Genomic DNA, 14350 nt, shown 5'->3' on the forward strand with positions numbered 1-14350 from the left:
TTCGGAAAGTTGGTGGAGGTTGACCAGCCTGATGTTCTGGCCTGCCCGTGAGTTGCATTCCTCGACAAAACGGTTCACTCGCCACCACCCCAGATGTCTTTTTTTCACCGCAGGGCCGCTTCTGGCCGATATCGATGAACAATGGTATTTCAAGCCCGACGCGGGCAAGGTGTTCGCCTCTCCGGCCGACGAAACACTCTCGCCGCCTTGCGATGCGCAGCCGGACGAATACGACGTGGCGGTTGTTGCCGATCGCATTGAGCAGGCGACCACACTCCGGATTCGCCGTCTCGCCTCGCAGTGGGCGGGGCTGCGCAGCTTCGTGGCCGACCATGGCTTGGTGGCCGGCTTCGACTCCGAGTCCGACGGGTTCTTCTGGCTTGCGGGCCAGGGCGGCGCAGGCATCCAGACCTCGCCTGGCATCTCGATGGCGGTCGCGGGCTTGATCAATGACGACCAACTCCCTTCCGAATTGCGCGACCTGGGCCTCACCGAGGAGAGCCTGTCCCCGAGCCGGCAGCGCTGACCCCGAGCGCCTCGATCTCGAACGGCTCGACACTATCGGCAAGTAGTTTTCCTTTACGAAATAATCTTTCTCGGTTAGAATTATTCCGCGCTTACGAAAAATCCCGCTCCAACCCATCGCCGGTCGATCGCCTCTCGACGGCCGCGGCTCACCAGGAATCGTTCATGAAGCTTTCTGTCATCAAGACCAACTCGGCTTCCAGGCCGGAGCACGGGCGGCGCGACGCACTGCGCGCCGCAGCGATGCTGGCGGGCTCGGGCGTTCTGGGCACCTTCGGTGCTGTGTCCCCGGCCCACGCCGCGGGCTACCCCGACAAGCCCATCCATCTGATCCATGCGTTTGCGCCTGGCTCCGGCACAGACACTGCGGGCCGGATCATCGCCGAGCGCTTGTCGCAGCGGCTGGGCCAGCCCGTCGTCGTCGACAATCGCCCGGGCGCCAACGGCATCATCGGCGGCGAGTACGCTGCGCGCACCCCGCCCGATGGCTACACCATGATGATGGTGTATGTCGACAACTTCGCCGTCAACCCAAGCCTCTACAAGCGCCTGGGCTACCATCCCCTGAAGGACTTCGATGCCCTGACGCTGATTGGGAAGTTGCCGCTGGTCCTGATGGGCGCGCCCAACCTGGCGCCGACCTCGATGACCGAACTGCTGGCGGCTTCCCGCACCCGCAAGGATCCGTTCTCGCTGGGCACCTGGGGCATCGGCAGCACTGCCCACATGCTCGGCGAAATGCTGCGGCTCGAGGCCAGGATGAATCTCACCTACGTGCCTTTTCAGGGCGCGACGCCCGCCACCAATGCACTCTTCGGCGGGCACGTCGACCTGGGCTTCAACAATCCCGTCGTAGCCGCCGAACTGCTGCGCACGGGCAAGGCACGCATCTATGCGGTGGGCGGCGACCAGCGTTGGCCGACCATCCCTGATGTGCCGACCTTCCGCGAGCTCGGGCTCAAGGACGTGAGCGCGGCCACCTGGCACGGCCTGGTCGTACGCGCCGGCGGCAAGAAGGACATCATCGACAAGCTCTACACGGGGATTGCCGCCGTCATGAACGAGCCGGACACCCGCGCCAAGTTGCTGGCCGTCGGCTACGACGGCATCGACGGCAGACCGCCCGCGCAGTTCAGCCGGTTCCTGGCCGATGAAATGGAGCGTTGGGGCCGGGTGGTGAAGGCATCGGGCGCGCAGATCGACCGCTGATGGGCGCCGCAACAGCCAAGGAGCAAGCCTACTGCGACGCGATCATCGTCGACGCGACCAGCCCGCTGGCCGCTTACCCCGAGCATCTTCACAGGTACCTCGAGGGCGGCATCACGGTCTGCACGCCCACGGTCGGGGGCTCGCAGGGGCCCGAGCAGACGCTGCCGGCCTTTGCGACGGTGCATCGGGCCCTGCGCGAACGCAAGGAGCTGATGCTGGTGCGCACGCCGGAAGATTTCCGCCTTGCCAAGAGTTCGGGGCGGCTTGGGCTGCTGCTGCACATCCAGGGCGCGGATCCGCTCGGACGCAACGTGGAGTTGCTCGAGGTGTACTGGGCGCTGGGCCTGCGCATCGTGGAGCTTTGCTATAACGTGCGCAACCGCGTGGGCGACGGCAGTGAAGAGGCGTCCAACGCGGGACTGAGCGCCTTCGGCATTTCATGCGTGCGAAAGCTAAACGAACTGAACATGGTGGTTGACTGCGCGCACACGGGTGTGCAGACGACCCTGGACGCGATTCGCACCTCGCGCTCACCCGTGATCATCAGCCATGGCAACCCGCGTGCCCTGCACAGATCCAGGCGGAATCTGCCCGACGAACAACTCGTGGCGATTGCCGGCAATGGCGGCGTGATCGGGGTGTCGGGCTTTCCGGCATTCCTCGGTCCCGAAACTCGGCCCACCGTGGCCCGCTACATCGAGCATCTGAAGTACCTTGCCGACCTGGTCGGCATCGACCACGTGGGTCTCGGGCTGGACAATTTTCAGGACCAACATCCGCTAGGCAATCCGGCGACCGCGGAACTCTTCTACCAGCGCTTCATTGCGGCAGGCGACTGGTCGCCCGACACCTATCCCAAACCGCCTTGGTACTACCCCGCTGGCATCGAAACGCCCGACAAGCTGCCCGCCTTGCTGCCAGCGCTGCGCGAGGGCGGCTTCTCGCAGGTCGAGGCCATCAAAATCCTCGGAGGAAACTGGTTGCGGGTGTTCGATCAGATCTTGGGTGCGCAGGGGCGCTAGTTCCTGTCGCAGAAATACGTTTCGCACTTGCTGCCGAAGGCGCCAGCTTCATGAATAAGATCGAGGAGTCGGAGGCATGACTGAAAGTTCAGCGCTGGCGCAGTCCGTGTTTGGCCGAGAGGGTCTCGCAAATGCGGCGCTGGTGCGGCAATATATCCGCGAAGCCCGGTGGACCTCGCACACCAGCGGACTCGCCGATGACAACGTGCAGGGCAACGTGGTGATCCTTCCGCAGGCCCTGGCCGGCGACTTCCTGCGCTACTGCCAGCGCAATCCCAAGCCGTGTCCGTTGCTGGCGGTTTCCGAGGTCGGCGATCCACGCCTGCCGACGCTGGGCCGGGACGTGGACATTCGTACCGACGTACCCCGGTACCGCCACTGGCGGCATGGTGAACTGGTGGACACGCCAGTGGATATCCGGGCGCTTTGGCGCGACGACCTGGTCACCTTCGTCCTGGGTTGCTCCTTTTCCTTCGAACAGGCGCTGCTCCAGGCGGGCATCGCCCTGCGCCACATGAGCGAAGGTCATAACGTGTCGATGTACCAAACCAACATTGAAACCAGGCGCGCGGGCATCTTCGAGGGGCCCATGGTGGTCTCGATGCGTCCGCTGCGCGCGGCGGACGCGATTCGCGCCATCCAGGTGACTTCCCGCTTCCCGAACGTGCACGGAGCACCGGTACACATCGGCGATCCATCGCTGATCGGCATCACGGACCTGGGACGCCCCGACTACGGCGATCCGGTGCGCATCGAGCCCGACGAGGTCCCGGTCTTCTGGGCCTGTGGCGTGACGCCCCAGGCAGCGATCGCGCGCGCGCGGCCGGAGTTCTGCATCACCCACGCTCCCGGTTCGATGCTGATCACGGATTTGAAGAACAACCATCTCGCCAGCTTCTGACGAGGTACCGTCTTCACGCCAGCCGGCACGCGGACCGCTACCGCCGAGCCATCCTGTTCAATTCGACTTGGCCTACCATTCCCTATGACTCACGGCAGCCTCTCCCGCGAACCGAAGCGCTGGCAGTTCTGGATCGACCGCGGCGGCACCTTCACGGACGTCGTCGGCCGCCGCCCGGACGGCAGCCTGGCCACCCACAAGCTGCTGTCGGAGAACCCCGAGCAGTACCGCGACGCCGCCGTCGCCGGCATCCGCCACCTGCTGGGACTGCAGGCGGACCAACCGATCACGCCGCAGCAGGTGGACTGCGTCAAGATGGGCACCACGGTCGCCACCAACGCCTTGCTGGAACGCAAGGGCGAGCCGACCCTGCTGGTCACCACCCGCGGCTTCCGGGACGGGGTGCGGATCGCCTACCAGAACCGGCCGCGGTTGTTCGACCGCAACATCGCGCTGCCCGAACTGCTCTACAGCGAGGTGATCGAGGCCCAGGAACGCGTCGGCGCGCAAGGCGAGGTGATCCAGGCGCTGGACGAAGGCCACCTGCGGCAGGCGCTGCAGGAGTCCTACACCCACGGCCTGCGCAGTGTTGCCATCGTCTTCATGCACGGCTACCGCTACACCGCGCACGAAGCGGCGGCGAAGGCAATCGCCTGGCAGATCGGCTTCACCCAGATCAGCACCTCCCACGAAACCCCCCGGAGCCGGTTCGCTGGGTCAGCAGGCCATAGTGCTCAGGCCTGCGGTGTCGCGCGAAATTGAAGAGGCCTGCAGCGACAGCAGGTGATGGTGCATGCGCAGGTGGATCGGCTCGTCCCACTGGACGTAGGCCGACGGCGTGTTGTAGCCGACCATCCCGATTTCGATGCCCTGCAGCCCCATCGTCCGCCACGTCTCCGGCCAACGCCGGTCGTTGCAGATGCACATGCCGATCTTCGCCTGCTCCGTCTGCCACACGGGGAAGCCGAGGTCGCCGACCTCGAAATATTTCTTCTCCAGATGCTGGATCGGCGCGTTGTCCTGCGCCTGGGCGTCGCCCGGAATATGGATCTTGCGGTATTTACCGGTGACGTTGCCGTCAGGCGCCACCAGGATGCTGGTGTTGAAATGGCGGCCGCCGACGATCTCCGCGTAGCCCAGGTAAAAGCCCACCCCGAGTTGCATGGCCATGACAAACAGCGACGCCGTGGTCGCGTTCGGCATGCTCGATTCGTAGAACGAATCGATCTCCGCCTGGTCTTTCAAATCCCAGCGCGGGAAGAACGTGGTCAGTGCCAGTTCCGGAAACACCACCCAGCGCGCGCCGCGCCGATGCGCTTCCTGCAGCATCGCCTTCAGCCTCTCGACCACTTGCGCGCGCGAATCGCCGCGCTGGACCGGCCCCATTTGCGCGACCGCCAGATGCACCATTCGTTTTTTCATGCCACCTCCCTCTTCAACACTTGGCCCGGATAGTTCTGGGTCGGCGCATTGTTGTCCCACACCGGCTGTCCGTTGACGAACACAGCCTCGATGCCTTTGGATATTTCGGTCGGATGGTCGAAGTCGGCCGCATCGGCCACTTCGTCCGCGCGGAAGACCACCAGGACCGCGGGCGGCGTTGCCCGCAGCGCGTCGATGTAGGCGCCGAAGGAGTTGAAGCGGAAGTCGCCTCCGGTGTCGAGCAGCGTCAGCGGGGCAGGCGGCATCCGGCCGTCGATGTTCAGCGGCGCCAGGCTGATGCCGCAGTTGCCCGTCACCACCGTGGTCACGCCTTGGGACACCTTCGGCGCCATCTCGCGTTTGCGCAGCAACAGCGTGTCGTCATGGGTATGCGAGTCGATGAAGCCCGGCGCGACGATGCAGCCGCTGACGTCGCGGCGCTCCCTCGCCGTCGCGCCCGAGAGTTCGCCGACGGCGACGATGCGCTCGCCCCGCACGCCGACGTCGGCGCGCACGGCGGGCCGGTTGGTGCCGTCGATGACGTCACCGCCGGACAGGATCAGGTCGAAGGTTTCGCCGCTCATTGGTTGCCCACCCATGCCTGCACTTCGATCTCGACACGGACGTCGAACGCGAGCTTGGCCTCGACCGTGGCACGCGTGGGAAAGCCGTCCTTGAAATAGGTCTTGTAGACGTCGTTGAAGCCGGCGAACTGGGAAAAATCGGAGAGCCACACCGTCGCGCGCACGATATCGTTGAATCCGGCGCCGGCCATTTCCAGGGTTTCGCCGATGCGATCCATCACGGCGCGGGTCTGTACGCCGATGTCGCCTTTCACGACCTGGCCATCCTTGTCCATCGGAATCTGGCCCGACAGAAACAGGAAACCGCCGGCGCACACTGCGCGCGAGAAGGGGAAGGGAAGGCTGCTTGTGTAGCGCTTGATCTCGGACATGGATGACTCCTTAAACAAAATGGCATGCGGCCTCATGGCCCGCTCCGACCGTTTTCACCGGCGGGGCGCCTGTTCGGCGCAGATCGGCTGCGCCATGGGACAGCGAGTGCGGAAGGTGCAGCCTGAAGGCGGCGACATGGGCTCGGGATTTCTCCTTTGAGCACCTGGATGGTTTTGTGACGCTTGCCGAGTTCGGGAACGGCGGACAGCAGCGCACGGGTGTAGGGGTGGGTCGGAGAACTGAACACCGCTTCGCGCGGTCCCGTCTCCACGATGTGCCCCAGGTACATGCCGGCCACGCGGTGGCTGATATAGCGCACCACCGAGAGGTCGTGCGAGATGAACACATACGCCAGACCCATGTCGCGCTGGAGGTCGCGCAGCAGGTTGATGACCTGGGCCTGCACCGACACGTCCAGGGCCGACACCGGTTCGTCGCAAATTATCAGCTTGGGCTTCAGCGCGAGCGCGCGGGCGACCACGATCCGCTGGCGCTGCCCGCCTGAAAACTCGTGCGGGTAGCGCGCCGCCGCGTCAAAAGGGTCTTTTCGCGCTTCCGTATCTTTCTGCACCGAAAGTACGCTCACCCCTGGCCGGCCGTCAGCAGCCGCCCCACCTCCGCGAGCACGGCCTCGACATGCGGGGCGAGGCCAGCGCCCGCGCCGTGGGGACCACGTCATGCGCGGAGCGAGTGAACAGTGGGTCGCCGAAAACCTCCCGCAGGCGCTTGAGCGACCAGCTGTCAGGAACAGGCGGGCCGCCGCCCTCGACACGCTGCGCTCGGTGAGCAGGGCGTCAAAGGTTCGCAGCATCGCAATGTCGAGGCTGCGGATATCAACGCCCGCCATATCTCATATCCAAAGTTTCGCTTTGATCGAGATCAAGGATCGGAATATCGTAGCCGGCTTCCCAGACTTGATTTCCGGAGACAACGCATGACCTGCCTCCATGAGGCCGTGGGGGACCGCCGCGCGGTCCTGCTGACCCTCGGCGCCGCCGCCATGGCCGCGGCCCTCCCGGTCCGCGCGGAAAGCTTCCCTTCGCGCCCGGTGCGCGTCATCCCGTTCGGCACGCGCGGCGGCCCGATCGACACCATCGCCCGCATCTACGGCGAGAAACTGCACCAGCGCTCGTCGCAGCCGATAGTGGTGGAACCGAAGCCTGGCGCCAGCGGCATCATCGCCGCCGACGCAGTGGCCAAGGCACCAGCCGATGGCTACACCGTCATGTTCACGCTGCCGCTCACGCACATCAACAATGCCATCCTGCAGGCCAAGCTGCCTTATGACCCGGTGAGGGACTTCGCGCCGCTGCCCATGCTGGGCACGGGCGGGCCGGTGCTGGTGGCGCGCGCCAACGCGCCGTACAACAACCTGAAGGAGTTCGTCGCGTTCGCTAAGAAGCAGCCCAAGGGCATCACGTACGGCACCTGGGGCAACGGTTCGGCGAGCTGCTGCAGCGCCAGAGCGGCGCCAACCTGATCCACGCCGCCTACAAGGCTGAAGCGGCCGCGCACAACGACCTGTTCGGCGAAACACTGGACATCGCCTGGGCCAACCCGGCCACGGCGCGCAACCACATCCAGGCGGGCAAGATGAAGGCGCTTCGGTTGCGCCCTACGTGAGGTCGGGCAAGCAGCGCGCCCTGGCGATCGGCGACGATCGATCGAGCTTCATGCCCGACGTGCCCCCCGTCGCCGAGGCCGGACTGCCGGAATTCCACTCGATCGTCAGGACCGCGATGTTCGTGCCGGCCGCCACGCCACGCGCGATCGTCAAGGGCCTGAAGGAGGAGCTCGTGCAGATCATGAGCCAGCCCGAGTTCCGTAAAAGGTTGGACGGCAGGGCTTGGCGCCGGTCGGCAGCTCACCGGAGCACAGTGCGACGCCTTTCTTGCCCCCGAGATCACCAAGTGGAGCCAGGTCGCCAAGCACGCGGGGATCCTGCCGAAATGATTCGTAGCGGCGAAGCCCGCGCGCGCCGCACTACACTTGGCGCATGAACATCGAAAAGGCGCGCGTCTTTCTGCAAGTGGCGGCGTCGGGCAGCCTGTCGCGCACCGCCGTCATGCTGGACACGCAGCAGTCGGTCATCAGCCGCTCGATCAGCGCCTTCGAAAGGGACATCGGCGGCGCCTTGTTCCACCGTACCGGGCGCGGCGTCACGCTGACGGAACTAGGCGAACGCCTCGTGCCGCGTATTCGTGCCCTCGTTCTGGAAGCGGACCAGCTCGCCGAGGAGATTCGCGGTACCGCGGGCCTGCCCGGCGGCGACGTCAGGGTCGGCATCCTGCCTTCGATGTCGCATCCGCTGGTCACGCAGCTCTTTCAGGAGGTCCGTCAGCGCTATCCGGCCATCCGGCTGCGGATCGACGAGGGCTCGGGCGGGCAGCTGGCGGAGTGGGTCGCCAACGGAAGTGTCGACATGGCCATCCTGTTCCGCGCTTCCGGCGTGAGCCGGGAGGATGCCACCCTCTTGCGGCAGGTCTCGATGCACCTGGTCGGTCCGGCCGGCGATGCGTTGACGGCTCTGGACACGGTGCCGTTCGTGAAGCTGCACCAGATTCCGCTGGTGCTGCCCGGCGCGCGCAGCGGCCTGCGGGCGATCTTGGAGCAACTGGCACAGCGCAAGAAGATCGTGCTGCAGATCGCGTTGGAGGCGGACTCGCTGACCGTGCAGAAGGACGTCGTCGCCGACGGAGCGGCCTACACTGTGCTCGCAATGCAGGCGGTCCACCGGGAAATCGCGCAGCGCGAGCTGCAGGCCGCGCGCATCGTGGCACCGGCGATCGACCGGGCGCTCGCGCTGAGCACGACGCGGCAGCATCCCCTGACGCTCGGTGCGCGCGAGGTCGCCCGCATCATTCGCCAGCTGGTGGAAAAGATGCCGCTGCCCGCGGTCGGGACTCCGGCGCGCCGGCGCTAGACGAAGCGGCTGGCGGCCAGCAGGAAGGCGCCCTGGCCATACGGCGCGCTGCCGAAGCGTGCATTGGGCCCCCCCGGCGGCAGGCTCGTCATGCCGACGGCGCCGTCGTCCTGGACGGCCTGCAGGACCGCTTTGAAACCGCGCCGGGCGGCTGCCGCATAGCCCTCGCCCGAAATCATCCTGAGATCCAGCGCCTTACGGATGGAGTACGCAAACAGCGAAGTGCCGGAGGACTCCAGAGCCGCGCGCGGGTCGTCCACCACGTTGTGCCAGAAACCGCTGGCGTCCTGCAGCGGGACCAGGCCGGCCAGCATGCGTTCGAACAGCGCTGCCATCTCCGCGCGCCCGGCGTGACCTTGCGGCAGCGCCTCGTACACGTCCACCAGGCTGGCGGTAATCCAGCCTTGGCCGCGCGCCCAGAAGGTGCTCTGCGGAAAGCTATCGGGTGTCTCGCACCAGATGTGGCGAAACAGGCCGGTACGCGAATCGCACAGCCGCTCCGCGTGGAGCCGCACCTGGCGCACGGCTTCGTCCGCCGGATCTGCATTCCCCGTGACGGCACCGTACTGGGCGAGGAACGGCGCAGTGAAGTACACGGTGTCGACCCACAACTCGGTGGTCTCTTCCCGATGGACGAAGGCGCCGTCGCGGGTGCGCCGCACCGTCTTCACGTACTCGTATTGCCGCCGCGCTGCCTCGATGTACCTGGGGTCGCCGCTGTGGCGATGGAAGAAGAGCGTGCCAGGGCCGTAGGAAGAGGAATGCAGCGTGCCGGTAATCGTCTTCGCGCCGGTCCAGCGTTCGACCGCGTTGCCGGGATCGCCCTGCACGATGTTGAGGCCGAAGGCCAGCTGGCCTTCGCTGTTCTGCAGGGCGACGCCGAGATCCACGATGCGCCTGGCAGCCGCGAACTGGCGGGGTTCGCCCAGCGCGATCAGGCCGTTGATCACGGTGGCGAATTCCCAGTTCTTGAACGCCTTGTTGTTGAGGCCCATCGTGTAGTCGGCAACGCGGGCCGTGATCCGCTTCCAGTCGGCCGTGTCGGATTCCGCCAGCACCGCCAGTGCCACATTCCTGTCATTCATGAGAAAACTTCCTTGCAATCGGGTCAGGCGGCCAGCGCGAGCTGTCCGGCCGGCAGCAGCGGCGCAATCGTCCGGCGCACGGCTGCCTGTTGCGCTGCGGTCGGCTGCAGCAGCGGCCCGCGCGGCCGCCCGACGGGCACGCCTTGCAGCGAAAGCGCGAACTTCGTGACGGCGACACGGTTGTCCGAATAGATTGCGTTCCACAGCCGCAGCAGGTCCTCATGGAGCTGCCGTGCGGCAACGTGGTTGCCGGCTTGGACCAGGTCCCACAGCCTGACCGCGGCGCCCGGCACAGCAGCCAGCAGCTGCGAGATCACGCCGTGCACGCCGAGCGCGAACGCCGGGTACAGCAGGGAATCGATGCCGGACAGGATGCGCTTTCCCGGCTGCGCGTCGGCGATCAGGTCGGCCAGCAACTTGAGGTCGCCCGCGCTCTGCTTGACGCCGATGACGCCCGGCACCTCCCGCATGATCCGCTGGAGCAGTGCCGGCGAGAGGTAGTTCCACGGGATCACGTTGTAGATCAGAAGCGGGGTGCCGACGGCGTCGTGGATCTCGCGGAAGTGGCGGACCATCGAATCGTCGTCGGTCTTGAAGATGTAGTGCGCCGGGGTGACCTGCAGTGCGGAAGGGCTGAACTCCGCCACGAGCTTTGCGCGGGCAATCGCTTCGCGCGTGCTGTTCACGATGATTCCGGGGATCAGCGGCACGCGCCCGTTCGCTTCCTCCGCGGCCACGGCCACGACGCGGCACAGGTCTTCGCGCGAGAAGGTGAATCCTTCGCCAGTGCTGCCGCCCGCAACGAAGCCATGAACACCTTGCTCGAGCATGTAGCGCACCTGCTGGCGCAGCGCGGCTCGGTCGATCTCTTCGTCCGCGTCGAAGGGTGTGACGAGGGGCGGCACGATGCCGCGAATCTGGTCGGCGGTGAACGGAATGGGGGGCATGGGGTGTCCTGTGGTGGTTATTGAAGTCGGGCGCCAGTGAGGGCGACAGCACGCTTCCAGAAGTCGAGGTTGCCGCGCAGGAAGGCCGCGTACTGCGCCGGCGTGCCGCCGGTGGGCGTGAGGCCCAGGTCCGTGAAGCGGGCCTTCACCGCCTCCTTCTGCAGGATGGCGTTGATTCGGTTGTTCAGCAGGTCGACGGCCGTGGCGGGCGCTCCCGCCGGCGCCATCAGGCCGAACCACGAACTGGTGTCTACCGTGCCGAAGCCGCCCTCCGCCATCGTCGGCGCGTCAGGCAGCAGCTGCGAGCGCTGCGGGCCTGTCACGGCGAGCGCGCGCAGGCCGCCGCTCTTAACCTGCGACAGGATTGTGGGCAGGTCGTTGAACATCATCGGGATGCGCCCGCTCAAGAGATCCGCCAGCGCGGCCGCGCCGCTCTTGTAGGGGACGTGGAGCAGTTTCGCGTTGGCCACCGACCCGAACAAGGCGCCAGCGACGTGCAGCGAGGTGTATTCGCCGGCCGATGCATATGCCATGTCGCCCTTGCTCCTGGCCAGTGCCGCGAACTCCTGCACCGTCCTGGCCGGCACCGAGGGATGGACCACGAGCACGTGCGGGTTCTCGGCCAGCAGCGCGATCGGTGTCAGGTCCTTCATGAGATCGAAGGAGGCTTTCTCCCCGGTCGCGATCTGCACCACGGTGCCTGCCGTGCCGAGGAGGAGGGTGTAGCCATCGGGTGACGCTGCGGCCACGGCCTCGGCGGCGATCCGGCCACCGGCGCCCGCTTTGTTCTCCACGACGACCGGCCGGCCCAAGTCCGTGTTCAGCTCCTGCGCGATCAGGCGCGCCACAATGTCGGTGGAACCGCCGGGCGCAAATCCGACGAGGATCCTGATCGGCTTGGCCGGGTAAGCTTGCGCCGACGCCAGGCCGCCGATCGAGGCGAGCGCCGCGCCGATGCTCAAGATGGCCGTCCTGCGGCCGCTGGAAAATCGCATGGCTTGTCTCCTTTTGCCGCGAGTGTCGCGGCAAGCACGCCATGCCGATACGGTCCGGATGGCAATTCAGCCATGCGTGGCTGACATGGGCGGGGCATGGGCGAGCCTGAACTCGGGCGTCTAGTGGGTCTACCGGCTCGCAGTGCGCGTAGCGGCGCATCGATGAATGCAGCCGATGGTCACAGGTTACCCCGGACACAAGGATCATGCAGCCGGCTTCTGGTGCAACGGAAGCCTGAACGGGCCCGAAGTGGTCCGCTCATTCATCGAAACTGATCATGGTGCGGGGGCAAGCGAGTGCCACAATTCGGTCCCTCAGCCACTGGATCCCCGGGTCGTCGCCAGCACGATGGTTCCAGCACAGGTACATGCCGTACCGGGGCAGCTCGAAGGGCAGCGGGTGGGCCGCGAGCGAGTCCTGGTATCGCGACGCCACGCGTGCAGGAAACACAGCGAGGTGATCGGTGCGCCGCAGCAGTTCCGCCATCTGCGCGAAGCTGGTGACCGCAACCTGCGCCTGGCGCCGGCGGCCCGCCCGCCCCAGCACCTGATCAATGAGGTCATCCAGCGCAGAACGGCAATAGCCCAGGAACACCTGCGGCGCGGCGCAGAAGTCTGCCACGCTCACACCCGTGACGATGCCCGGATGGTCGCGCCGGATGACCGACACATAGTCATCGTCGTACAGCAGATCGGAGGCGACGTCCGAAGGTGGGCTGACGCAGGGCAGCAGGCCGAAATCGAGTTAGCCGCGCTGCAGCCGCTCCGGCAGGGCGGCGAGAGGCTGCCAGTGCCCGGGCGGTATTGGCGCCGCTCCTCCCGTGCAGTACGCGCAGCGGCGGCAAGTGGAGCTGCAGCCGGTGCACCTCGATGCTGCGCTGGCAGGGGTAGTCGTACATTCGACGGAGAAAGGTGCGCTTCGACCACAAAAGCTCTTTGATATCAAGGGCTTAGAAGAGATCGAGTTATCCAACCGTTGCGCTTCTGCAAGTCATTGATTTTTCGAGGAATTTCCCTAGCAGCCGTATCAATCCGCACCGAAAGTACGACTACCCCGGATCGCACATCGACGTGCAACTGCCCAATGGGCTCACTCGCCAGTATTCGCCGTGTAACGACGCTGCCGAGACCCACGGGTACCTGATCGGTGTGTTGAAGGACCCTCGCACGCGCGGCGGCTCCCAAGTCATGCACGAACTCGTGAACGAAGGGGACGCGTGCTCACGATCAGTGCGCCGCGCAACCACTTCCCCCCACTCGCGCACGAGCGCGCCGAACCATCCTGTTCGCGGGGGCATCGGGATCACGCCGATCCTGTGCATGGCGGAGCGACTGGCCGCGTTGCGCGAGCCCTTCGAACTCCACTATTGCACGCGCTCGCCCGACCGGACGGCCTTTTTGAAACGCATCCGAATCTCATCGTTCAATGACGCGGTCCGCTTCCACTTCGACGATAATCCGCTGGAGCAGCAGCTCGACGCGCGAAGCGCAAAGATGCAATCCGACTCGTCACCATCTCAGGCGCTCGCGCGAATCCGTCAGCTTGGGTGAAATTCAGTTTGGGATGCCGTAAGGAAACGGAGTCCTTCTAACCTTTGGCATTTTATTTATGCGGCTTACACGACCTTATCAAAAGGCAACCCCACCGAGTTAGCTTGAGATCGGGTGAAACGCGGTTGTGAGGCCTCGGCGTCTCGATGCAAGGTTCGCATTCGCCGACAAGCACGGTAATGTGGTTTCGAAAGGCGCTTGAACATAGCTCGTGGAAAAGTGTTTTTCCCGACGACATCACGCCAGGATCCGGAAGGACGGCTGTGTGTCCGTCGCTCGCTGTCTCAATTCTGCGGCAACGCGAAGTGGCCGCGATGATCACCCAGTTCACTCGCAGCGCACTGCGTTCCTAAGTCCACGCGCGCCCTCAAACTACCGTGTAGATATGCGGAGAGCGACCGCGACCCGTTTCGGTTCTCGCGACGGTACCAGCCTCGACAAGTTGATCGAGAATGTTCGAAACGCGCTGCCGCGGGTATTTGCCCGTGAATTCATAACCTGCTCCGGCAACCCGCTTGTTGAGTTGCAATAGGTTGTTCCCGCCGAGACGGGAAGCTGGAGGCTTATAGCCCAGGGCCGAGTGGGGCCTGCGGGCGTTGTAGTAGGCCAGGAACGCGGGCAACCAGCCAGTGCGTTCAGCGCTGTTGCTCCAGGTGCGCCCGTAGGCCCATTCACGAAGGCAGGTCTGGATGAACCGTTCGGCCTTGCCGTTGGTCTGCGGTCTATACGGCCTGGTGAAGGTGTGCTTGATGCCCAGGGCCTGGCAGGTCTTGGCAAACAGCCTGGAGCGGTAGGCGCTGCCGTTGTCCGTCAA

General features: G+C 65.4%; 14 protein-coding genes and 4 pseudogenes. 9 read left to right on the forward strand and 9 right to left on the reverse strand.

Features of this window, described 5'->3' with window-relative positions; genetic code table 11:
* Positions 1–19 precede the first annotated feature (19 nt).
* The 5 genes and pseudogenes from HNE04_RS22060 to HNE04_RS22080 all read left to right on the forward strand — a co-directional run.
* Positions 20–526, forward strand: a complete 507-nt coding sequence (locus HNE04_RS22060) for an FAD-dependent oxidoreductase (protein WP_235965290.1) — start codon at positions 20–22, stop codon at positions 524–526.
* A gap of 164 nt (positions 527–690) precedes the next feature.
* Positions 691–1734: a Bug family tripartite tricarboxylate transporter substrate binding protein gene (locus tag HNE04_RS22065; protein ID WP_172224082.1), complete on the forward strand. Its 1044-nt coding sequence runs from the start codon at positions 691–693 to the stop codon at positions 1732–1734.
* Positions 1734–2756: a dipeptidase gene (locus HNE04_RS22070; protein WP_172224085.1), complete on the forward strand. Its 1023-nt coding sequence runs from the start codon at positions 1734–1736 to the stop codon at positions 2754–2756. The genes HNE04_RS22065 and HNE04_RS22070 overlap by 1 nt, the downstream gene beginning before the upstream one ends.
* 76 nt (positions 2757–2832) lie before the next feature.
* The gene (locus tag HNE04_RS22075) at positions 2833–3657 is read left to right on the forward strand and encodes a putative hydro-lyase (protein WP_172224088.1); all 825 of its coding nucleotides are present in this window, start codon (positions 2833–2835) and stop codon (positions 3655–3657) included.
* A gap of 84 nt (positions 3658–3741) precedes the next feature.
* A pseudogene (locus tag HNE04_RS22080) lies at positions 3742–4368 on the forward strand (hydantoinase/oxoprolinase N-terminal domain-containing protein); the annotation flags it as partial.
* Positions 4369–4374: 6 nt separating this feature from the next.
* On the opposite strand, the gene HNE04_RS22085 reads toward HNE04_RS22080, so the two are convergent.
* The 4 genes and pseudogenes from HNE04_RS22085 to HNE04_RS22100 all read right to left on the reverse strand — a co-directional run.
* Positions 4375–5079 (reverse strand): nitrilase-related carbon-nitrogen hydrolase, encoded by a 705-nt coding sequence (locus HNE04_RS22085; protein ID WP_235965291.1) that lies wholly within the window; start codon positions 5077–5079, stop codon positions 4375–4377.
* Positions 5076–5663, reverse strand: a complete 588-nt coding sequence (locus HNE04_RS22090) for an amidohydrolase family protein (protein ID WP_172224091.1) — start codon at positions 5661–5663, stop codon at positions 5076–5078. Before HNE04_RS22090 ends, HNE04_RS22085 begins: the two co-directional genes overlap by 4 nt.
* Complete coding sequence (locus HNE04_RS22095; RefSeq protein ID WP_172224094.1) at positions 5660–6034, reverse strand: RidA family protein; 375 nt, start codon at positions 6032–6034, stop codon at positions 5660–5662. The genes HNE04_RS22090 and HNE04_RS22095 overlap by 4 nt, the downstream gene beginning before the upstream one ends.
* A 10-nt stretch (positions 6035–6044) precedes the next feature.
* Positions 6045–6570 (reverse strand): annotated as a pseudogene (locus HNE04_RS22100) (oligopeptide/dipeptide ABC transporter ATP-binding protein); the annotation flags it as partial.
* 465 nt (positions 6571–7035) lie between these two features.
* Between HNE04_RS22100 and HNE04_RS22105 the strand changes: the two are divergent.
* The 3 genes and pseudogenes from HNE04_RS22105 to HNE04_RS22120 all read left to right on the forward strand — a co-directional run bounded on the left by HNE04_RS22105 (position 7036) and on the right by HNE04_RS22120 (position 8958).
* Positions 7036–7658 (forward strand): annotated as a pseudogene (locus tag HNE04_RS22105) (Bug family tripartite tricarboxylate transporter substrate binding protein).
* Entirely contained in the window at positions 7655–8035 is a 381-nt protein-coding gene (locus HNE04_RS28585) for a tripartite tricarboxylate transporter substrate-binding protein (RefSeq protein WP_172224099.1), read from the forward strand. Before HNE04_RS22105 ends, HNE04_RS28585 begins: the two are co-directional and overlap by 4 nt.
* Positions 8032–8958: a LysR substrate-binding domain-containing protein gene (locus tag HNE04_RS22120; RefSeq protein WP_172224102.1), complete on the forward strand. Its 927-nt coding sequence runs from the start codon at positions 8032–8034 to the stop codon at positions 8956–8958. Before HNE04_RS28585 ends, HNE04_RS22120 begins: the two co-directional genes overlap by 4 nt.
* Here HNE04_RS22120 and HNE04_RS22125 read toward each other — a convergent pair.
* The 4 genes from HNE04_RS22125 to HNE04_RS22140 all read right to left on the reverse strand — a co-directional run bounded on the left by HNE04_RS22125 (position 8955) and on the right by HNE04_RS22140 (position 12718).
* A complete protein-coding gene (locus HNE04_RS22125; RefSeq protein ID WP_172224105.1) occupies positions 8955–10043 on the reverse strand; it encodes a glycoside hydrolase family 88/105 protein in 1089 nt (362 codons plus the stop codon). The genes HNE04_RS22120 and HNE04_RS22125 overlap by 4 nt on opposite strands.
* A 23-nt stretch (positions 10044–10066) precedes the next feature.
* Positions 10067–10990: a dihydrodipicolinate synthase family protein gene (locus HNE04_RS22130; RefSeq protein WP_172224108.1), complete on the reverse strand. Its 924-nt coding sequence runs from the start codon at positions 10988–10990 to the stop codon at positions 10067–10069.
* 17 nt (positions 10991–11007) lie between these two features.
* The gene (locus HNE04_RS22135) at positions 11008–11985 is read right to left on the reverse strand and encodes a Bug family tripartite tricarboxylate transporter substrate binding protein (protein WP_172224111.1); all 978 of its coding nucleotides are present in this window, start codon (positions 11983–11985) and stop codon (positions 11008–11010) included.
* A gap of 259 nt (positions 11986–12244) precedes the next feature.
* Positions 12245–12718, reverse strand: a complete 474-nt coding sequence (locus HNE04_RS22140; RefSeq protein ID WP_172224152.1) for a LysR substrate-binding domain-containing protein — start codon at positions 12716–12718, stop codon at positions 12245–12247.
* Positions 12719–13173: 455 nt separating this feature from the next.
* Here HNE04_RS22140 and HNE04_RS22145 point away from each other — a divergent pair, with 455 nt between their 5' ends.
* Positions 13174–13536 (forward strand): ferredoxin reductase domain-containing protein, encoded by a 363-nt coding sequence (locus HNE04_RS22145; RefSeq protein ID WP_172224114.1) that lies wholly within the window; start codon positions 13174–13176, stop codon positions 13534–13536.
* A 517-nt stretch (positions 13537–14053) separates the two neighbouring features.
* Here HNE04_RS22145 and HNE04_RS22150 read toward each other — a convergent pair.
* Positions 14054–14350 (reverse strand): annotated as a pseudogene (locus HNE04_RS22150) (integrase core domain-containing protein); the annotation flags it as partial.

Source organism: Caenimonas soli (genome assembly GCF_013155545.1).
Taxonomy (GTDB): domain Bacteria; phylum Pseudomonadota; class Gammaproteobacteria; order Burkholderiales; family Burkholderiaceae_C; genus Ramlibacter; species Ramlibacter soli.